A 20,396-nucleotide genomic window follows, 5' to 3' on the forward strand; every position below is an offset into this window, starting at 1 on the left:
TTAAAAGTGCTCTCCGAGTCTTTATTATACTTTATAATCAAAGATTCATCAAGTACCTTCTGAAGATATTGTATGAAACTTTTGCTGATTTTATGCAAAAATACATACCTTCAAAACCACATATTGAAAACCGAACTGACAAACTTCCTGCTTCTCCCTGAACCTTCTGGTTAAGCCCTCGACCGATTAGTATTAGTCAGCTCCGTACATTGCTGCACTTCCACCTCTAACCTATCCACCTCGTCGTCTTCAAGGGGTCTTACTGCTTACGCATGGGAGATCTCATCTTGAGGGGGGCTTCACGCTTAGATGCCTTCAGCGTTTATCCCGTCCAGACTTGGCTACCCTGCCATGGCCCTGGTAGGCCAACAGGTACACCAGCGGTCTGTCCATCCCGGTCCTCTCGTACTAAGGACAGCTCCTCTCAGATCTCCTACGCCCGCGCCGGATAGGGACCGAACTGTCTCACGACGTTCTGAACCCAGCTCGCGTACCGCTTTAATGGGCGAACAGCCCAACCCTTGGGACCTGCTACAGCCCCAGGATGCGATGAGCCGACATCGAGGTGCCAAACCACTCCGTCGATGTGAACTCTTGGGAGTGATAAGCCTGTTATCCCCAGGGTAGCTTTTATCCGTTGAGCGATGGCAATCCCACTTTCATACCACCGGATCACTAAGTCCTACTTTCGTACCTGCTCGACCCGTCAGTCTCGCAGTCAAGCCCCCTTATGCCTTTGCACTCTTTGGATGGTTTCCAACCATCCTGAGGGAACCTTTGAGCGCCTCCGATACCCTTTCGGAGGCGACCGCCCCAGTCAAACTCCCCACCTGACATTGTCCCCCGCCCAGGTCATGGGCGCAGGTTAGAAACCCAGTACCGCAAGGGTGGTATCCCAACAATGGCTCCATACAGACTGGCGTCCATATCTCTTAGCCTCCCACCTATCCTGTACATGCAGCACCGGATCCCAGTATCAAGCTGGAGTAAAGCTCCATGGGGTCTTTCCGTCCTGGCGCAGGTAACCAGCATCTTCACTGGTATTTCAATTTCACCGGGTGCATTGTTGAGACAGCGCTCAAATCATTACGCCTTTCGTGCGGGTCGGAACTTACCCGACAAGGAATTTCGCTACCTTAGGACCGTTATAGTTACGGCCGCCGTTTACTGGGGCTTAAATTCAAAGCTTCGGTTTCCCTAACCTCTCCTCTTAACCTTCCAGCACCGGGCAGGCGTCAGCCCATATACCTCACCTTACGGTTTTGCATAGACCTGTGTTTTTGCTAAACAGTTGCTTGAGCCTATTCTCTGCGGCCACATCTCTGTGGCACCCCTTCTCCCGAAGTTACGGGGTCATTTTGCCGAGTTCCTTAACAATGCTTCTCCCGCCGGCCTTAGGATTCTCTCCTCATCCACCTGTGTCGGTTTACGGTACGGGCATGCATCACACGATAGCGGCTTTTCTTGACAGCCGGAATCACACACTTCGCTACTTCAGTTCGCTCCGCGTCACGTCTTCGGGTTGCACGGCGGATTTGCCAGCCGTACCCCTACCCCGCTTGCCCCGGTATTCCCATTCCCGGGATGTGTTGTCCTTCTGTGTCCCCACAGTTCTGATGATGCATGGTACAGGAATCTCAACCTGTTGTCCATCGGCTACGCCTCCCAGCCTCGCCTTAGGCCCCGACTTACCCAGAGCAGATCAGCTTTACTCTGGAAACCTTGGATATTCGGCCTGGAGGATTCCCACCTCCATCTCGCTACTCATTCCGGCATTCTCTCTTCTTAAAGGTCCACAGCTCCTCATCGGTACTGCTTCACCCCTTTAAGAATGCTCCTCTACCAATGTACTCACGTACATTCCTAAGCTTCGGTGTTGTGTTTCAGCCCCGGACATTTTCGGCGCAGGACCTCTCGACTAGTGAGCTATTACGCACTCTTTGAATGTGTGGCTGCTTCTGAGCCAACATCCTAGTTGTCTTTGAAATCCCACATCCTTTTCCACTTAACACACACTTTGGGACCTTAGCTGTAGGTCTGGGCTCTTTCCCTTTTGACTACCCAACTTATCTCGTGCAGTCTGACTCCCGTACATCATTTATGCGGCATTCGGAGTTTGATATCCCTTGGTAAGCTTTGACGCCCCCTTAGGAATTCAGTGCTCTACCTCCGCTAAACTTGATACGAGGCTAGCCCTAAAGCTATTTCGAGGAGAACCAGCTATCTCCGGGTTCGATTGGAATTTCTCCCCTATCCACACCTCATTCCCACCCTTTTCAACGGATGTGGATCCGGTCCTCCACGGAATTTTACTTCCGCTTCAACCTGGACATGGATAGGTCACCCGGTTTCGGGTCTGCCTGTACTGACTTGACGCCCATTTAAGACTCGGTCTCCCTTCGGCTCCGCACCTTAAGTGCTTAACCTTGCCAGTACCGGCAACTCGCCGGACCGTTCTACAAAAAGTACGCGGTCGCACCTTAACGTGCTCCCACAGCTTGTAAACACAGGGTTTCAGGTTCTCTTTCACTCCCCTCCCGGGGTCCTTTTCACCTTTCCTTCACAGTACTATGCGCTATCGGTCACTAAGTAGTATTTAGCCTTGGAGGGTGGTCCCTCCGACTTCCCACAAGGTTTCTCGTGTCTCGTGGTACTCTGGATACCGCCGCTGCCTACTGTTTTCATGTACGGGGCTCTCACCCTCTGTGGCCTGCCTTCCCAGGCAGTTCCATTAACAGATCGGCTCACTTATGCGGTCCATAACCCCAGCATGCACGCACGCTGGTTTGGGCTCTTCCCATTTCGCTCGCCGCTACTCTGGGAATCGATATTTCTTTCTCTTCCTCCGGTTACTTAGATGTTTCAGTTCACCGGGTTCCCGACGTATGGCTATGTATTCACCATACGACGACTGAGGGTTGCTCAGCCAGGTTTCCCCATTCAGATACCTCCGGATCAAAGGATATTTGCTCCTCCCCGAAGCTTTTCGCAGCTTATCACGTCTTTCATCGGCTCTTAGTGCCAAGGCATCCACCCTGCGCTCTTATTAGCTTAACCAAAACGACTTCCACCTGCGGGTGCGGGTTTCCGTCAAGGCCCATAGCGTTGGGCCCTTTGGTTCTAGGTTCTTCTTAAACGCTTTCGCGTTTACAAGTTTGTTTCTTTCCATACAATCGCTTGTATGGCCTCGGATGTCTTGTTTATCCTAATTTCTTAGGATACTCAATTCATTTTTTCAATATGCGGTTTTCAAGGTACGTATGGGGACCGTCCTGTTAGGACAATCCCGAATGGAGATGGAGAGATTCGAACTCTTGACCCCCTGCTTGCAAGGCAGGTGCTCTCCCAACTGAGCTACACCCCCATATCATGGATGCTGGTCTTCCCTCTTACGAGGCAATTCCTATCTTCTTAAACGTTATTTTATTATGTCTGAAGGAACTTCAGAACCAGCGGGCTAAAGCGATGCTTCCTCTTGCGAGTTCCGGTCGCAGTTACCCTAGTGGGCTTAAGTGGACTCGAACCACCGACCTCACGCTTATCAGGCGTGCGCTCTAACCGGCTGAGCTATAAGCCCGGTTTGAAAATCCGGCAGCCACCTGCTCTCCCATGCCGTCTCCAGCATAGTACCATCGGCCGCTTAGGTCTTAACCATCGTGTTCGGGATGGGAACGGGTGTGTCCCCTAAGCGCATCGCCACCGGAAATCTTTTTGTTTCCTTGACTTTTGATAATCAGAAAACTGGACAGTATATAAAACCCCTACTTCTTCTTCCTTAGAAAGGAGGTGATCCAGCCGCACCTTCCGATACGGCTACCTTGTTACGACTTCACCCCAGTTACCTGCCCCGCCTTCGGCAGCTCCCTCCTTTCGGTTGGGTCACTGACTTCGGGCGTTGCTGACTCCCATGGTGTGACGGGCGGTGTGTACAAGACCCGGGAACGTATTCACCGCGGCATTCTGATCCGCGATTACTAGCGATTCCAGCTTCGTGTAGTCGGGTTGCAGACTACAGTCCGAACTGGGACGTTATTTTTGGGATTTGCTCACCTTCGCAGGGCTGCCTCCCTTTGTTTACGCCATTGTAGCACGTGTGTAGCCCAAATCATAAGGGGCATGATGATTTGACGTCATCCCCACCTTCCTCCAGGTTATCCCTGGCAGTCTCCCTAGAGTGCCCACCCGAAATGCTGGCTACTAAGGATAAGGGTTGCGCTCGTTGCGGGACTTAACCCAACATCTCACGACACGAGCTGACGACAACCATGCACCACCTGTCTCCCCTGTCCCGAAGGAAGGGACACGTTACTGTCCGGTCAGGGGGATGTCAAGACTTGGTAAGGTTCTTCGCGTTGCTTCGAATTAAACCACATGCTCCACCGCTTGTGCGGGTCCCCGTCAATTCCTTTGAGTTTCATTCTTGCGAACGTACTCCCCAGGTGGAATGCTTATTGCGTTAGCGGCGGCACCGAGGGGCTTTGCCCCCCGACACCTAGCATTCATCGTTTACGGCGTGGACTACCAGGGTATCTAATCCTGTTTGCTCCCCACGCTTTCGAGCCTCAACGTCAGTTACAGTCCAGTAAGCCGCCTTCGCCACTGGTGTTCCTCCTAATATCTACGCATTTCACCGCTACACTAGGAATTCCACTTACCTCTCCTGCACTCCAGCCACACAGTTTCCAAAGCAGTCCCGGGGTTGAGCCCCGGGCTTTCACTTCAGACTTGCATCGCCGTCTACGCTCCCTTTACACCCAGTAAATCCGGATAACGCTTGCCCCCTACGTATTACCGCGGCTGCTGGCACGTAGTTAGCCGGGGCTTCTTAGTCAGGTACCGTCATTTTCTTCCCTGCTGATAGAGCTTTACATACCGAGATACTTCTTCACTCACGCGGCGTCGCTGCATCAGGCTTTCGCCCATTGTGCAATATTCCCCACTGCTGCCTCCCGTAGGAGTTTGGGCCGTGTCTCAGTCCCAATGTGGCCGGTCACCCTCTCAGGTCGGCTACTGATCGTCGCTTTGGTGGGCCGTTACCCCGCCAACTGGCTAATCAGACGCGGATCCATCTCACACCACCTGGGTTTTTCACACCGTACCATGCGGTACTGTGCGCTTATGGGGTATTAGCAGCCATTTCTAACTGTTATCCCCCAGTGTGAGGCAGGTTATCCACGCGTTACTCACCCGTCCGCCACTCAGTCATCCCATATTCCATCCGAAAACTTCCTATAAGATGCTTCGTTCGACTTGCATGTGTTAGGCACGCCGCCAGCGTTCATCCTGAGCCAGGATCAAACTCTCAAATTAAAAGCTGATTCCAGGTTTCAGACTACTTAGCTTGGCTAGTTATCTTTAACCTTCATTACTTGGTTTTGTTCTGAATTTTCTCAAATCCAAAGGCCCAAACCAGGCCTTCTGTTTTTAGAATTTTCAGGGTTTTACATACTGTTCAATCTTCAATTATCAAGGTTCTTGGTCTGTTGTCTGTCTCAGCAGCAACTTTGATAGTATATCATAAGCATTTGCTTTTGTCAACAACTTTTTCAACTTTTTTGTTTTGCTGTTGTCATGTTTCTCGACTGCAACTTTTATATCATATCACAGTTTCCATATTCTGTCAACAACTTTTTTGCTTTCTTTTGAAAACTCCCCCGCCGTTTTTTCGCGGTGGAACTATAATATAACACTACTTAATCAATATGTCAAGGGAATTTGTACCATTTTTTTAAACAATTTTACATGATATTTCACAACTACTAAATATGCCTATTTTCTTTGATTTTTTCTATATTTTGTGGTTATTAAAAAAATAGCCGGAATCTGTTGTCCCCAACTTTTTCCAGCTATTTGTCTTAATTAAACATAATATATGGACAACTTAGTCATTTCTCATCAGAAGATTCCTTTCACAATGCCTCCTAATATAAGGTTTATCAGATTGTATCGGTATAGGAATGTCAGCCATGTACTGGCATACACCTGTTCCTCCAGCATTTTTCCCATAGGGGTTGCTGAAAACAGGTTCAGGATAAATCCGGCCACCCACAGAAAGAGCAGTCCCTGGGCCAGTCCCAGGAGGGCCCCCGCTATATGGTTCAGCCCATACAAAATAGGAAGGCGGGCAATCAGGTCCAGCCATCTGACAACCAGATGTATCAATATATAGACCGCCAGGAACAGTACAATGGACGCAATGGCATTGATGAGCATGTCGGCCAGATACATACTGATGTATTCTGCAAACTGGTCCACGCCCAGCATTTTGTAAATCTCACTGTTGTTGTTCTCCAGTAATGCGTCTTTTACTGACTGGGGCAGGTTCAGTCCCTCAATCAAAAGCCGTTGGGATGAGGGAAGCTGGGTTTCCTCCTGAGATGGTTCCTCCCATCCTGATATGTTCAATATGACATTGGCCGCGCTTTGACGTATGGATGGATTATCTTTTATGAATCCAGTCATATAGGGCGTTGCCATTTTTACTATAACTATAGTAAGGATCAGGGCTCCCAGGGATACGCACTGCTTCAGGAACCCCCGGTAATGTCCGTAGAGCACCATGCCCACCAGAAATACACCTGCCCCAACGGACAGCCAATTATCTATCATCATGTGTTAAGCTTCTTTCAGTCTCATTTTCAGTTTAATATCAGGCGCTCAATTGCTGCTGCAACACCATCCTCATCATTGGTCAGGGTTACCTGGTCAGCTGCATTTTTGGCTATCTCCAAGCCATTCCCCATAGCGATTCCGATTCCGGCGGCTTTGAGCATGGTTACATCGTTCTCCCCATCGCCAAATGCCATGGTGTCCTCCCTGCTGATTCCAAGGTGTTTGGCCAGCCACATAAGTGCATTGCCCTTCGTGGCGCCTTCGGCATTGATTTCCAGGTTATTATAGAGGGAAGAGCTGATGATTATCCCTTCCACTGAGGATAATTCTTCCCTGAGTATCTCCCTGTCCTTTAAATCAGCCAGGTATATATTTACCTTCTCAACATCCCTTTTGCATTGCTCCACATGGCGTATTACATCCGGCACCAGATCCCTGGTTGCCCGCACCATGTCCTGCATGACACCGGAAAGGCCAAAATCAGCCATATGGTCAATGAACTCCGGCTGTGAGATACCTCTTCCATCGATATAGGGATCGTACATGGCATTGTACTTTTTTACGATATTCAGTATTTCCAATGCTTTTTCATTGGAGAGCGTGCATCTGGTCAGGCACTTGGCTCCTGCAAGGTCGGCAACCGTCCCTCCGTTGGTCGTGATGGCATAATGGACACCGGGCAGGTTGCGGATTTCAGGCATGATGCCGTCTACCGCCCTTCCAGTGGTAGGGACGATTTCGATTCCCAGGCCGGAACATCTGAGCAGGGCTTCCTTATTACGCTCTGACAGGCGCTTCTGGCTGTCCAGCAAAGTACCGTCCAGATCAAGTGCGATTATTCCTACGGATTTCATATAAAATGCTCCTCTTTCAATATAAGAAGTCCATCCTTATCATACTTGGATGAGAATATCCCTGTTAAGCGTTTGAAGAAGGAGGGGTTTTCTGCTTTGTCAGCCGCTTCCTCGATAAGGTCTTCTGCATTGACCCTTGTAAGAGGGATTCCGTCCTCTTCCATGATTTCAATCCGCTCATAAAGGGCAAGCATGCTCTTTCCGGAAATGCTGCAGTCAATGTCGCCAGCATATTCGCATGCATACTTGGCGAATTCATCGATATCCATCTCCTCATCATCAGGAATTTCCTCTTCCTCAGGAATAACAGGGTCCGGTACTTTCTTGACCGGGACAGGAATTGCCGCATCCCTCTTAACAGATGCAGGGACTGTCTGATTCATCTTCTTACCTGTTTCAGCTGCCTTTTCCTTCTGTACCAAATCAGCCTGGGGCTGCGGCATTCTGGTAACCGGTTTCTGCTGTTCAGGTCTTCTTTCAGGCTTAATCATTTCCTGGACCGGCTGCTGGCGGGGCTGCTGTTCCTGTTCAGCAGGTTTCATCTCCTCCTGCGCCGGATGCGGCCGCTCCGTGGTACGTACGGCCGGCTGCGGCTTGTCCTGCCGCTTCACCTGCACCTGCCTTACCGGGCGCGTGTCCTCTTTCGGTGCCTCATATTCATTTTCCTTAGGCGGCATGGATGTCCCGATATACTCAAACCGTTTTGCCAGCCCGGGATATATCCTGTGCAGGCCTGCCAGACGCTCTGCCGTGTCAATCAGGACCACATTCATTCCGGTTTCATCCCTTGCCATAAGCTGGTTAAGTTCCTGAAGGATGGATTCCGTCATATCGCCTGCGCCCTCAATTATCAGGTCCTTGCCTGTGAGCTTATCGGAGATATTGAAGACGCCCTTGCTGTTGATTTTCTCTCCTGTGATTTTAGCAGCCTGGTTTTTTGCCCCTGTTTCCTTGTGTATCTTCTTCAAGGATTCTATAGCCTGGTCAAGTCCCTGCTGCGGCGTGTCCGCCTCTATCATAAGATGATGGGCCTGCCTGACCGGACTTTTGTTGATGTCGCGGATGTCAGAGAGGACACGGGTCTGGGCCATTTCCACTTCCCTTTTAAATCCCTGTCCGGAAATCCTGGACATCTCCATGGCAAGGTTGGCCTGTACTTCAGCTTCATGTATACGCGCTTTCAGAGCCTTGTCCGTCATTGCGTCCGGGTTCTCCTGCGGCATCCACTCCTGGTGCCCTGTCACGGCTTCCTCCGGCTCAATGGTTACCTGGGCATGGACAGGGGGCTCCTCATTGTATTCCTGCACATTATCATCATATGCGCCGTCTTCTTCAGGCAGATATGACTCTTCCCCGCCATCATCTCCGGCATACCCGGCGCCTTCGCCATCCCCTTCATGTGGGGCATATCCGGCCTCTGCTCCATGGCCTTCATGTACTCCATATCCTGCCTTTGCGCCGTAACCTTCATGTGCTCCGTATCCTGCCTCTGCGCCGTAATCTCCATGTGCTTCATATCCGGCCTCTGCATCGTAACCTTCATGTGCTTCATATCCGGCCTCTGCACCGTAACCTTCATGTGCTTCATATCCGGCCTCTGCATCGTAACCTTCATGTGCTTCATATCCGGACTCGGCGTCGTAACCTCCATGTGCTCCATATCCGGCCTCTGAGGTATCCCCCTCGTGAGGGGCATATCCGGTTCCTCCGGTATATTCCTGGTCCTCAGCGTACACTGCTTCCCCGGCGTACCCTTCATATTCCGGATCTTCCGCGTAACCGGCTTCTCCAGCGTACCCTTGGTTACCGGCATGCCCTTCTACTGCGCCATAACTGTTTTCCCCGGCATATCCGTCTTCCTCGTCATAGCCTGCCTCCGGGTCATACTCCGGCTCCTCCCCGTATCCAGGTTCCCTGGTATATACGACTTCCCTGCTATAGGAAGGTTCCTCTTCATATCCTTCTTCATATCCAGGCTCTCTGGTAAACGCGGCTTCCCTGCGGCCTGTGTCATTGGATGGATAGCCATCCTCCGCTTCATGCCTATGCCGGCCGTCCTGAGGAATATCGTCATGGCTTCCAACCGGCTTACCCATGCGGTATTCTTTTTCAACTGCCCGGAGTTTTGCTTCATATTTATCCCGGTTTTCCACTAAATCCATCTGGTATGTGGTAAGCGGGGCAAACTGTATCTTCAGCTCCATGGCCTTTTCCACATATTTACCCAGACCGAACATGAGCATGATTTTATCACAGGCCATGATACACAAATCGCCCATGCCGGCTTCCGCGTACAGCTCTGCCAGCTCATAAAGCCACTTCTCATCCAGCTCAATGCCGCAGTACTGTTCCAGGGTATGGATTAACTGCTCCACCGGCGCACCTTTGGCCCCCAGGATCATATACCGGAGTATATACTGCCTGGGATCATCCGGGGCCAGGTCGCAGAACTCCCTGTAATAATCTTCTGCCTCCCTGGTGCTGCCCTCCTTTATGGCCAGCTCCGCCAGTTTAAACAGCAGGCGTTTGCCGATAGGGGCACGTTCAAATGCAAGCAGCAGGATATCCTTGGCCTCCTGGTACTCTCCATTTTTCTCGTATATGGTGGCTACCATGGACAGGATATTGACATTGCGCACCCTGCGCCAGTCAATGGTGTCCGCAATCTTCATGGCTGTCTCATAGTCGCCTTTGTTTACCATCTTCTTTATCTGCTCAACTTTAATGTTAAACTCGTATTTATCCATCTTTTGCATCTCCCTATAGCTAGTTCCCGGTATGGAAATCCCTGTCTCAAGTACTGGCGCCATCTTGGCCTGTCTGCGCCGTCCAGCACTAGATTTCGGTCCTGCCTTCCAATGCCCGAAGAAGCGTTACTTCATCTATGTATTCCAAATCCCCCCCAACGGGAACCCCGCTGGCAATCCTGGTAACCTTGATCCCGGTGGGCTTAATCAGCTTGCTGATATACATTGCTGTTGTCTCACCTTCCAGGCTGGAATTGGTTGCAATGATGACTTCTTCAACATCGGACTGAAGCCGCTGCATCAATTCCTTGAGTTTAATATCATTTGGGCCAATTCCCAGCATTGGGGAGATGGCTCCGTGAAGTACATGGTAGACACCATCATACTTGCCGGTCTTCTCATAAGCAGCCAGATCCCTGGTATTCTCAACCACCATGATGGTCTTGTGGTTTCTCCTGTCGCTGCTGCAGATTGGGCACAGTTCCTTATCCGTAAGGGTAAAGCACTCCTTGCAGTAGCGCACATTATTCCTGGCCCCGGTCATGGCTCCGGCCAGTTCCTCCACCTGCTCCTTGGGCATGTTGATGATATGAAATGCCAGGCGCTGGGCCGATTTGGCGCCAACTCCCGGAAGCTTGGACAGCTCTTCTATTAATTTGGTAATCTGACTGCTGTAATAATCCATTAGAAAGGAAGACCTCCGCCTAATGCCCCGCCCAGTCCGCCTGTCAGCTTGGACATGGCCTCGCTGCTCTCTGCTTCCATCTGGCGGAATGCCTCGTTGGTAGCTGCCATGATCAGATCCTCCAGCATCTCAATATCATCCGGGTCCACTACTTCCTCGGATAACTTCACAGATACAACTTCTTTCTTGCCGGAAACGGTCACGCTTACAGCGCCTCCGCCGGATGTGGCTGTGTATTCCTTTGCCTCCAGTTCCTTGGTCGCCTCTTCCATCTGGCGCTGCATGCGCTGCGCCTGCTTCATAAGGTTATTCATATTGCCAGGCATTCCGCCTGGAAATCCGCCACGTTTTGCCATGGTGTATTCCTCCTATACAATCTGTTATTTATTATTATTAATCTTCATATGTAATATCCATATGAATCTTATCTTCCAGCTCTTCTTCTGTTATATATATGGTGTTCAGCCTCTCACCCTTGCCGGCCAGCCTTGTCTTAAAGTAAATGGACCTGCCATAATTGGCTTCCACATACCGCTCCAGTTCCCCAATCACAGTGGGCCGCTTGCCCATATCGTAATTCATGGAATCCATGAACACGATGGTAAGGCATCCCTCGCCTCCGGGTTCCACCACCGTATCCCTGAGATAGGATTTGGCTCCCCCTCCTATGCTGCGGACAATCTTGGCCCACTCGTTGCGGACCAGTTTTAAATCCTCCAGCTGGGCCTTGGGCAGGCTTACTTTTTCCGCCGGAATCTCAGGCTCTGCCAGAGCCTGCGCGGACTGGGCCTGGGGAACCGGCCCCGGAGGGCTTCCCGCTGCCGTGGTTCCTGTGCCGGCAGCCATATAAGCCGGCGCTGTCATGGGGATTGCCATGCGCCCGGCTTCCAGGTCTTCCATCTGTTCTTCCAGTTCAGCCAGGCGCTGAAGGATGGAATCCAGATTGGGTTCCATGGACGGGCGGGTCAGTTTAATCAGGGCCACCTCCACCAGCACCCGCTTCTGGGATGCGTAGCGCAGCTGGTTGGACAGTTCGGAAAACACCCGGATGTAACGCATCAGCGTGGGGCCGTCTGCCTTTTTCCCATCTTCCCTCAGCTGCTTTAAGTTCTCCTCTGACATATCCAGAAGTCCTTCCGCGTCATCCGCGCTCTGAATCAGGAGAAGGTTCCTCATGTACCAGATGAAATCATTTACAAACTGTCCCAGTTCCCGTCCCTGGATTACGATTTCCTCCAGGGTACAGATACAGTCCTTGGTCCTGCCTTCCACAACCGCGCCGAACATCTGGCTGAACACGCTGGAATCCACTGCGCCCAGCACCTCCAGGGCATTGTCATAGGTCAGGACCTTCCCAAAATGAAAGGCCACGCACTGGTCCAGAAGGCTGAGTCCGTCACGCAGGGAGCCGTCGGCTGCCTTTGCAATATACATCAGCGCCCGGTCCTCCACCTCAATGTGCTCTGCCTGGGTCAGTTCCCGTAACCGGTCCCCTATGGTTTCCAGGGAAATCCGTTTAAAGTCATAGCGCTGGCAGCGGGACAGGATGGTTATGGGTATCTTATGCACCTCTGTTGTGGCAAGTATGAAAATCACATAGGAAGGCGGTTCTTCCAGTGTCTTAAGCAGTGCGTTAAATGCTCCGATTGAAAGCATATGCACCTCATCGATAATATAGACCCTGTACCTTCCTTCCGTGGGCGGATACTGGACCTGGTCACGGATATCGCGGATATTCTCCACGCCGTTATTGGATGCAGCATCAATCTCCACCACGTTCATGGATGAACCTGACTGGATTGCCTTACATGTAGGACATTCATTGCATGGGCTTGCGTCCACCGGATGCTCACAGTTGACCGCCCTGGCAAATATCTTCGCAATACTGGTCTTACCTGTGCCCCTTGTTCCGCAGAACAGGTAAGCATGGCCGATTCGTTCCGACGTTATCTGGTTTTTAAGGGTCTGCACGATTGGATCCTGTCCCTTTACATCCTCAAATGAGACAGGACGCCATTTGCGGTATAACGCCGTGTATGACATTCTGATTACTCCTTGTTACATGGTTTATTCGTCACCAAAGCTGATTCCCACCATCTTGGCTTCCCGGATCATGGAGCTGTCCGGATCAACTGTCTTTAACTTCCCTGCCACTTCTGCAAGCGGCACTTTTGTAATATCATTATTTTTAACAGCTACCATATAGCCGTATTCCTTGTCCGCTATGAGCCTGGCTGCTGCCGCCCCAAGCCTTGTGGCAAGGACCCGGTCATATGCGCAGGGCTCCCCGCCCCTCTGCATGTGTCCCGGCACCGTTACACGCACTTCGCTGCCAGTGACCTCCTGGATCCTGGCCCCGATTTCATAGGCAACAGAGGGATATACCATGCTGTTTTTCTTTTTTTCCTTCAATTCCTTCTTGCTCATGCCGGCTTCTTCCCTGGATATGGCCCCCTCTGCCACTGCCAGGATGGAGAAACGTTTTCCAGCCTTGGAACGTTTGGTCAGCGCGTCACATACGATGTTGATGTCATATGGAATCTCCGGCAGAAGTATGATATCAGCGCCTCCGGCCAGTCCTGCATACAGGGTAAGCCAGCCCACCTTGTGTCCCATGACTTCCACGATGAAGACCCGTCCATGGGATGCTGCCGTGGTGTGGATGCAGTCAATGGCATTGGTAGCCACATCCACCGCGCTCTGAAAACCGAACGTCATATCGGTTCCCCAAAGGTCATTATCAATTGTCTTTGGAAGGGAAACCACGTTGAGTCCCTCTTCGCTGAGCATATTGGCTGTCTTCTGGCTTCCGTTGCCGCCTAATACCACCAGACAGTCCAGCTTCAGCTTTTTATAGGTATGTTTCATGGATTCTACTTTATCCAAACCATTTTCATCGGGAATGCGCATTTGCTTGAATGGCTGACGTGATGTGCCGAGGATTGTACCGCCCTGGGTCAAAATGCCTGAAAAGTCAGATGATTTCATAATCTGGTAATCCGCATACATAAGTCCCTTGTAACCGTCTTCAAAACCAATGATTTCCACATCGTCGAACATGTTGTATAAGGATTTGGCCACACCTCTCATGGTTGCATTCAGAGCCTGGCAGTCCCCGCCGCTGGTCAGCATTCCGATTCTTCTCATATTGCACTTCCTCCATATCAAACTATTGCTTACTTGTCAATGGTTCTATTATACCCATTTTGTAATTATAACGCAAAGGATGTCCATGGGCAAGCATAAATTAAGGGACGAATCTGTCAGAAATATTAAGAAATGGGACATAAATCTGCCGGCAACAATTGTCATCTCCAGATTTATATCCCATTTTAAATTCCACGCACCTTGCTTTGTGCAATCGCCACGGACGTTACTCATGCAGTTAACTCGGTCCAGGCTGCCTCACGGCACACGGAAGGTTCCGCTTAGTGCTGCTGCATTCCTGCCCTGACACGGTTCACAGATTCCCGTTGCGTAAGACCCAAACGTCAACGCCACTTACATAAGGCAGCTCCGCAACGTGTTGCCCGAGGCAAGGTATCACCCCTGCTGGAGCGGATTGCAGGTTCAGGGCACCGCTATCTCCCCGGCTGCGTGGAAACTTTATGACTTGGTTGGGTGTTCCACACAAAACATGCGTATGATATGCATTGTGTGTAACCGCCTGTTAAGTATAACTTGTGGGCGGGGTTTTGTCAAGGGGCGGGAATTGCCCGGCTTCCTATCACACAGGATTCCCTGGCCCCCTATCACATTTCACAGGGATACCGGTATCCCCACTGGCCTCTGATTGTGTCCATCATCTCCATGACACGGACGGTAGAGGCATGAGGCATCTGGGGACACTCCGTGCTTCCGCTCCCAATCGCCCTGCGGCATGCATCCACCTCATACTCAAATCCGGTAATCTGTTCCGGGGTCTTATGGCTTTCCACCAGTTTCCGGTCCATATCGTATATGTCAATCTGCGCACAGTTATTCACATCATGTATTACCAGAAAACCCTTGTCCCCGAAGACCGTGCCCTGGCGGTCCGTATTAGCCAGGACCGTGGCATGCAGTACTGCAAGCCTGCCGTCGCTCCATGTAATGGTGATTCCCTCCGACACATCTGCGCCCTGGCTGTTAAATACTGCCCCGGAGGTGATGGAATCATAATCCTCCCCAAAAACCATCAGGGCAAAATTAATTGCATAAACACCCACATCCAAAAGGGCGCCGCCTCCCAGGGACGGATTCATCAGCCGTTCCACCCCGGTCAGCTCATACCCCAGATTGGCTGTCAGCGAAACGGGCGTTCCAATGGCCCCGCTGCTTATGATATCAGAAATCATCTTCCTGGACGGCAGGTATCTGGTCCAGATTCCCTCCGTACACAGCACGCCCGCCTGCCGGGCCATGGCCAGCGCTTCCCGGGCCTGAGGGGCGTTGAGGGTAAATGCCTTTTCGCACAGGACATTTTTCCTGTGTCCAATGCACAGCTTCATGTCTTCATAATGGCGGGAATGGGGTGTTGCCACATATATCAGGTCAACCTCGCTGTCCGCGGCCAGTTCCTCGTATGAGCCGTATGCCCTGCCGATTCCATGCTCTCCGGCAAACCTCCCTGCCCGCTCCAGGGAGCGCGAACCAACGGCATGTATGCATACATCTTCCATCCCCTGTGCGGTACGCACCATCTTACCTGCAATCTTACCAAGACCCATGATTCCTATCTTCAGCATCTGATTCCCTCCCGGCCTTTATCTGCCTTCCCTGATTTTCCTGAAAAACTCCTTCATCATCCCGGAACATTCCTCCCCCAGGACACCTGCGCGCGTGTCCACCTGATGGTTAAACCCAGGTTCATGCAGGAGGTCCAGCACCGACCCAGCGCATCCTGCCTTGGCATTCATGCAGCCTATCACCACCCGCGGGATCCTGGCCTGGACAATGGCGCCGGAGCACATGGGACATGGTTCCAGGGTAACATACATGGTGCAGTCTTCCAGCCGCCAGTCACCCAGCTTTTTACATGCCCTTTTTATGGAAATGATTTCTGCGTGGGACAATACGCTCTTATCTGCATTCCTGCGGTTATATCCCCTGGCGATGATCTGTCCCTGGCGGACAATCACGCATCCTATGGGCACATCCCCAAGCGCTGCGGCCTTATGGGCCTGACGGATTGCCTCACCCATGAACCCTTCGTCCGCCCTCTGCTGTTCCCGCTCCTCCTCCTCTGCCTTAATGGCTGCAAGACGCTTCTGCTCCATCCTCTTTTCCCAGTTCCTGCGTCTGGTCAGCTCCCCTTTCTGCTGCTGTGTGCATGCCTGGTCCTGTTGGGCCTGATTTATTTTATCTGTTTCCATAGACAGTGCTTCCTCTTTTTTTTCAACTCTGATTGTGTTATACTTTTTCATTATATAAGACAAGTCTTAAAATGAAAAGGGATGGGTTTATTATATCATGAAAATATGTGGACTGCAAAAGACCACACTGCTGGATTTCCCGGAGCGTGTGGCCTGTACAATATTTACAGGGGGATGCAATTTCCGATGTCCGTTCTGTCATAACAGCGAACTGCTGGACAGCGGGGCCGGGGAAGATTATACAGAGGAAGAGATATTTGATTTCTTACATAAGCGCAGGGGAATACTGGAGGGAGTCTGTATTACGGGCGGGGAGCCGACCCTGCAGCCTGATTTGGAGGATTTCATCCGGCGCATCCGGTCCATGGGGCTGGCAGTAAAGCTGGATACCAATGGATACAGACCCGGACTGCTGAAGGATCTGTGCCAGAAAGGACTGCTGGATTTTGTGGCCATGGACATTAAGGCTTCCAGGGATAATTATGGGAAGGTCTGCGGCGTCCAGGGGCTGCATATGGAATACATAGATGAGAGCATTGATTTCCTTTTGTCCGGCAGCGTACCTTATGAATTCCGGACAACCGTTGTCCGCGGCCTTCATACTGCTGATGATTTCAGCAATATCGGGCCGTGGATCAAAGGCTGCCGCAGGTATTACCTGCAGTGTTTCACGGAATCCGGACAGGTACTGGTTCCGGGTGTGTATTCTGATTTTACCAAAGATGAAATGCTGGTTTTCGCGGACCTGGTCCGTCCTTATGTGGGTCAGGTGTCCCTGCGCGGGATTGATTATTAGGACGTGTTTTAATCCTGATTATCCATCCTTACATCTGCATACCAATATCCGAAGCGGCCGTCCTGTGACGGCTGTTTTTTCGACAGTACAAAATGAGGGAAACCGAACATGGACGCCATGTATTTTTCATTGCTGTAATAATGGCCCGGAACTCCTAAAATATAGCGGACCCTGCCCTGTTCTTCCTTCCCGATACGTGCAAGTATCAGATAACGGTAATTATAATAACCGTGAAGCAGGAAGCTGTTATTTCCATAATTCCAGTTTTCCCTTGGCAAAAGGCCGATATCCTGGGGTTTGATGGTAAGTATCTCACATCCGCTGGTGCTGTCGAATGCCTGTATCTTGGGATAACGCTTACGGAATCCTTCCCAAAGCTTATGTGGACCTATGTCTTCCTGCTCCTCCTGTTCCAGCCGCTGAAGATCCTGGGGATTTCCCAGAAGTATGTCTTCCTGGAGGGCATTGTCCTGGGGAGCATTGCCCTGGGGGGAGTTATATCCTGAAGCATTACCTTCTGAGGCATTGCCTTCTGAAACATTGCTTTCTGAGACATTGTTCTCTGAGACATTACTTTCTGGAACATTGCTCCCAGTGGTATTAGTCAACGGGGCGTTAACCGCCGGGGCATTCTGTGTCTCCGGCTGGCCATCCATTGCATTTGGGGCAGATTCTCTATACTGCCGGGGAGCGGATTCCGCTTCCGGCTGTGCAATACCTCTTTGCGGCATTCCCCGATGGAATCTCATATTCTGTCTGGGCTGCATTCCCCTTCGGTTCTGCATGTTGGGGCAGTTTGGAACGGCAGGGCGGACCGGGACATCGGTATCTGCCGCAACAGGACTCCCTGCTGATATATTGGTATCGGGGCGCATGGCGGACTGGTTTGGAATATTTGAATCAGACGGCATCCCGGTCTGGCTTGGAGCATTCATATCTGACGGCATCGCTGCCCGGTCTGGAACATTCCTGTCTGACGGCACCGATGCCCGGTTTGGAACATTCCTGTCTGACGGCACCGCTGCCCGGTCTGGAACATTCCTGTCTGACGGCACCGCTGCCTGATTGGGAGCATTCATATCAGAGGGCGCCGGAGTCCATGTTGGTGTCTGCGCAGCTCCCTGTCCATTCTGCCTTACAGTGATATTGGCCCGTGGATAACGGCCTGCTCTCCGAAGCGCCTCACGCTGTCCCGGAGTACCGGAATCCGGCCAATCATCCATATTCATCCGCTCTCCTGCCCTAGGCCATGTCCGTGTCTGTCCATTAGACATCTGAGTCCTATCCACATCTGGCTGCATTCCCATTTCAGGCTGTGCAGCATCATATTTTCCCATATTGTTTTCTGATTGTGTATCCCCATCCGGGTACCATTGATTATCCGGGTTCTCCGTGCATCCGGCTCCCGCTTCTGTCCCCATGGCAGACTCACCCCATACAGGCAGTCCATCATCCTGAACCGTATTTTCCCCAGACCAATCCGGCTGTGGATTACCTTCCTGGATATATGGATTACCATATTGCCGTCCGGGTCCTTGACTATCCATACGGCTATTCTGCTGACCCGGAATAGGGCTATATGCGCGGTCATCCTGCCGACCCGGAATACGGCTATATACGCAGCCATTCTGCTGACCCCGAGTCCCACCATATGGCTGATTATTCTGCCACCTCGCCGTCTGGCCATATGTACGGCTGTTTTGCTGGCCCGTGGTCTGACCGTACAGCTGGTTATCCTGCTGGTCATACTGCTGTCCGTCTGACTGACTATCACAATCCCCGGTACCAGACATTGGCACTGCCTCTCCCAATATGGCCCCGGTCCCTGCGGATAATGCGGTACCGCTCGGAATTTCACCCGACAGTTCCTGGCTAACCTGCTTGTTATCTCCAAAGTTTATGTCTGCACGTCCGCCGCTTATCTGCGTTCCATCTGCCTCTGCGCCGCAAAATCCTGTATCAGTTCCTTCCATATCTGCAATGTCCGTTCCAGTCAGTTCCACATCCGCGGATTCCGTATCTGTGGATTCCCCAGTCATCATCACATCTTCAGGTTTTGTACCCGACATCGCCACGTCCGCAGACCCCACACCAGCCGTCGCCACGTCTGCAGGCTCCTCACCTGCCGATTCTGTATCACGCAGTTCCTGCCCCGCAAATCCCTCATCCGCCAGTCCTACGCCTGAGGATTCCGCACCAGGCCTCTTCCCATACAGAGATTCCGCATCCGCCAGCCCTGCTCCCATAGCTTTTACACCAGGCCTCTCCCCATACAAAGGTACCTCTCCTGCGGTTCCGGCACCAGCCAACTCCTCTCCTGCGAATCCGGCACCAGACACCGCTCCATCCAGGGATTCCATCCCGTCCGTCCCCTCAGCCAGTTCCATGTCCACAGATTCAGCGCCAGCCATCTGCGCATCATCAGCCCCAGCCATCTGCAATTCATCCGTCCCAGTCCCAGCCTTCTCCTTACCGCCTGGGCCCGGAACATCCGTTTTTCCGCTGACAACCGTTTCCATGTTTCTGGATGACTCCAGAAGGGGAATCTTCTTATCGCCAATCTCCCTGGCCAGTTCCTCCACCTTTTTATGTATCTGCTGCTCGGCATCCCCCAGCCTGCCTGAGGTCACGTCCGCCAATTCCACCTCTGCCGCATGGGCAACGGCGTCCTCCCAGATAGTTGTATATGCGCGCCATGAATCGTCTGCTTCATGGATGGTCAGGCCGTAGCAGTGGTCCATGCTGTATCCGGAGTCGGCAGCATTTTCCACGGAAACCACTGCCCTGAATTCCCCGGAACCACCCCTGATGAATATATTGCCCAGCAGTATCTCCTTGCCCGGAGCCAGCAGATAAACCCCAAGGTCGCTGCTTCCCACGTAGACTTTCTTCACATTTACGCTGAGCTTGCACTGCCCGTTCCTGGACTCCAGCTTGGCAAACCCGATATTTTTGCCCTTGACTTCCCCTTCGTAGGCATAGATATAAGATATCAATCTCCGATAATTGGTCATATTTTCACTCCTCGCACCCATAGTCTGCAGCTGCCCCGAAAACGGCCTATCTGCTTTTATAAATATTTTATGCAATTACCCCTTGAAAGTATGTTAGGAAAATGTTATCCTATATTTAAACAGAAATAAAAATTTTTTCCAAGTTGATGTCCGGACGTTTTCTTAGGCATGTTTTGTCCTGAGACGTGTTTGAAAACTGCTTTCCGTCAGCTGTCAGCTGTACGTCCCACTTTTGTCCTATGGGGATACCTTTAGCAGATCCTTAGGGCAGATGGAGGGAATGGATTTTCAGACACGGATTTTCAGACACATCCTGCGGCAGGCGGACATCCGC

11 protein-coding genes, 2 tRNA genes, 3 rRNA genes and 1 other RNA gene are annotated in these 20,396 nt (G+C 51.5%); 1 reads left to right on the plus strand and 16 read right to left on the minus strand.

The features are described from left to right. Positions 1 to 166: 166 nt before the first annotated feature. The 15 genes from MCJ35_RS24580 to tadA all read right to left on the minus strand — a co-directional run bounded on the left by MCJ35_RS24580 (position 167) and on the right by tadA (position 16,303). Positions 167 to 3,057, minus strand: a 23S ribosomal RNA gene (locus MCJ35_RS24580). Between the two features lie 234 nt (positions 3,058 to 3,291). Continuing rightward, a tRNA-Ala gene (locus MCJ35_RS24585) sits at positions 3,292 to 3,364 on the minus strand. A gap of 139 nt (positions 3,365 to 3,503) precedes the next feature. After that, positions 3,504 to 3,577 (minus strand) — tRNA-Ile (locus MCJ35_RS24590). Positions 3,578 to 3,586: 9 nt separating this feature from the next. Continuing rightward, positions 3,587 to 3,704, minus strand: a 5S ribosomal RNA gene (rrf, locus tag MCJ35_RS24595). 75 nt (positions 3,705 to 3,779) lie between these two features. Next, positions 3,780 to 5,310: ribosomal RNA gene (locus MCJ35_RS24600) — 16S ribosomal RNA — on the minus strand. Together the 16S, 23S and 5S rRNA genes with 2 tRNA genes alongside form the textbook arrangement of a ribosomal RNA operon. A gap of 585 nt (positions 5,311 to 5,895) precedes the next feature. Next, positions 5,896 to 6,612 (minus strand): CvpA family protein, encoded by a 717-nt coding sequence (locus MCJ35_RS24605; RefSeq protein ID WP_008726529.1) that lies wholly within the window; start codon positions 6,610 to 6,612, stop codon positions 5,896 to 5,898. A gap of 26 nt (positions 6,613 to 6,638) precedes the next feature. Beyond that, complete coding sequence (locus MCJ35_RS24610) at positions 6,639 to 7,466, minus strand: Cof-type HAD-IIB family hydrolase (protein WP_008726530.1); 828 nt, start codon at positions 7,464 to 7,466, stop codon at positions 6,639 to 6,641. Then, on the minus strand, positions 7,463 to 10,213 hold the full coding sequence (locus tag MCJ35_RS24615; protein WP_240299688.1) for a hypothetical protein: 2,751 nt from the start codon (positions 10,211 to 10,213) through the stop codon (positions 7,463 to 7,465). Before MCJ35_RS24615 ends, MCJ35_RS24610 begins: the two co-directional genes overlap by 4 nt. Positions 10,214 to 10,301: 88 nt before the next feature. Further along, positions 10,302 to 10,898 carry a recombination mediator RecR gene (gene recR / locus MCJ35_RS24620; protein ID WP_008726534.1) on the minus strand — a complete coding sequence of 199 codons (597 nt, stop codon included), beginning with the start codon at positions 10,896 to 10,898 and terminating at the stop codon, positions 10,302 to 10,304. Continuing rightward, complete coding sequence (locus MCJ35_RS24625; protein ID WP_008726535.1) at positions 10,898 to 11,254, minus strand: YbaB/EbfC family nucleoid-associated protein; 357 nt, start codon at positions 11,252 to 11,254, stop codon at positions 10,898 to 10,900. The genes recR and MCJ35_RS24625 overlap by 1 nt, the downstream gene beginning before the upstream one ends. Positions 11,255 to 11,291: 37 nt before the next feature. Then, positions 11,292 to 12,941 (minus strand): DNA polymerase III subunit gamma/tau, encoded by a 1,650-nt coding sequence (gene dnaX, locus MCJ35_RS24630; protein ID WP_025484763.1) that lies wholly within the window; start codon positions 12,939 to 12,941, stop codon positions 11,292 to 11,294. A 24-nt stretch (positions 12,942 to 12,965) separates the two neighbouring features. Further along, positions 12,966 to 14,045, minus strand: a complete 1,080-nt coding sequence (locus MCJ35_RS24635) for a 6-phosphofructokinase (RefSeq protein WP_025484762.1) — start codon at positions 14,043 to 14,045, stop codon at positions 12,966 to 12,968. 192 nt (positions 14,046 to 14,237) lie between these two features. Next, an RNA gene (ffs, locus tag MCJ35_RS24640) (signal recognition particle sRNA large type) lies at positions 14,238 to 14,499 on the minus strand. A 151-nt stretch (positions 14,500 to 14,650) separates the two neighbouring features. Next, on the minus strand, positions 14,651 to 15,622 hold the full coding sequence (locus tag MCJ35_RS24645; protein WP_025484761.1) for a Gfo/Idh/MocA family protein: 972 nt from the start codon (positions 15,620 to 15,622) through the stop codon (positions 14,651 to 14,653). 21 nt (positions 15,623 to 15,643) lie between these two features. Further along, on the minus strand, positions 15,644 to 16,303 hold the full coding sequence (gene tadA / locus MCJ35_RS24650) for a tRNA adenosine(34) deaminase TadA (RefSeq protein ID WP_034577227.1): 660 nt from the start codon (positions 16,301 to 16,303) through the stop codon (positions 15,644 to 15,646). A 46-nt stretch (positions 16,304 to 16,349) separates the two neighbouring features. Between tadA and MCJ35_RS24655 the strand changes: the two genes are divergently transcribed. Then, positions 16,350 to 17,048, plus strand: coding sequence for an anaerobic ribonucleoside-triphosphate reductase activating protein (locus tag MCJ35_RS24655; RefSeq protein WP_008726542.1), 699 nt, complete (start codon positions 16,350 to 16,352; stop codon positions 17,046 to 17,048). Between the two features lie 8 nt (positions 17,049 to 17,056). On the opposite strand, the gene MCJ35_RS24660 is transcribed toward MCJ35_RS24655, so the two are convergent. Continuing rightward, positions 17,057 to 20,062, minus strand: a complete 3,006-nt coding sequence (locus tag MCJ35_RS24660) for a DUF6128 domain-containing protein (protein WP_025484759.1) — start codon at positions 20,060 to 20,062, stop codon at positions 17,057 to 17,059. Between the last annotated feature and the right edge of the window lie 334 nt (positions 20,063 to 20,396).

It is taken from the genome of Enterocloster sp. OA13 (assembly GCF_022440595.1).
GTDB classification, from domain to species: Bacteria; Bacillota; Clostridia; order Lachnospirales; family Lachnospiraceae; genus Enterocloster; species Enterocloster hominis.

Coding starts and splice junctions, on each gene's coding strand:
- dnaX (WP_025484763.1), bottom strand. CDS start 12,941: ATGTCATACACGGCGTTATACCGCAAATGGCGTCCTGTCTCATTTGAG.
- MCJ35_RS24615 (WP_240299688.1), bottom strand. CDS start 10,213: ATGGATAAATACGAGTTTAACATTAAAGTTGAGCAGATAAAGAAGATG.
- MCJ35_RS24625 (WP_008726535.1), bottom strand. CDS start 11,254: ATGGCAAAACGTGGCGGATTTCCAGGCGGAATGCCTGGCAATATGAAT.
- MCJ35_RS24605 (WP_008726529.1), bottom strand. CDS start 6,612: ATGATGATAGATAATTGGCTGTCCGTTGGGGCAGGTGTATTTCTGGTG.
- recR (WP_008726534.1), bottom strand. CDS start 10,898: ATGGATTATTACAGCAGTCAGATTACCAAATTAATAGAAGAGCTGTCC.
- MCJ35_RS24635 (WP_025484762.1), bottom strand. CDS start 14,045: ATGAGAAGAATCGGAATGCTGACCAGCGGCGGGGACTGCCAGGCTCTG.
- MCJ35_RS24660 (WP_025484759.1), bottom strand. CDS start 20,062: ATGACCAATTATCGGAGATTGATATCTTATATCTATGCCTACGAAGGG.
- MCJ35_RS24655 (WP_008726542.1), top strand. CDS start 16,350: ATGAAAATATGTGGACTGCAAAAGACCACACTGCTGGATTTCCCGGAG.
- tadA (WP_034577227.1), bottom strand. CDS start 16,303: ATGAAAAAGTATAACACAATCAGAGTTGAAAAAAAAGAGGAAGCACTG.
- MCJ35_RS24610 (WP_008726530.1), bottom strand. CDS start 7,466: ATGAAATCCGTAGGAATAATCGCACTTGATCTGGACGGTACTTTGCTG.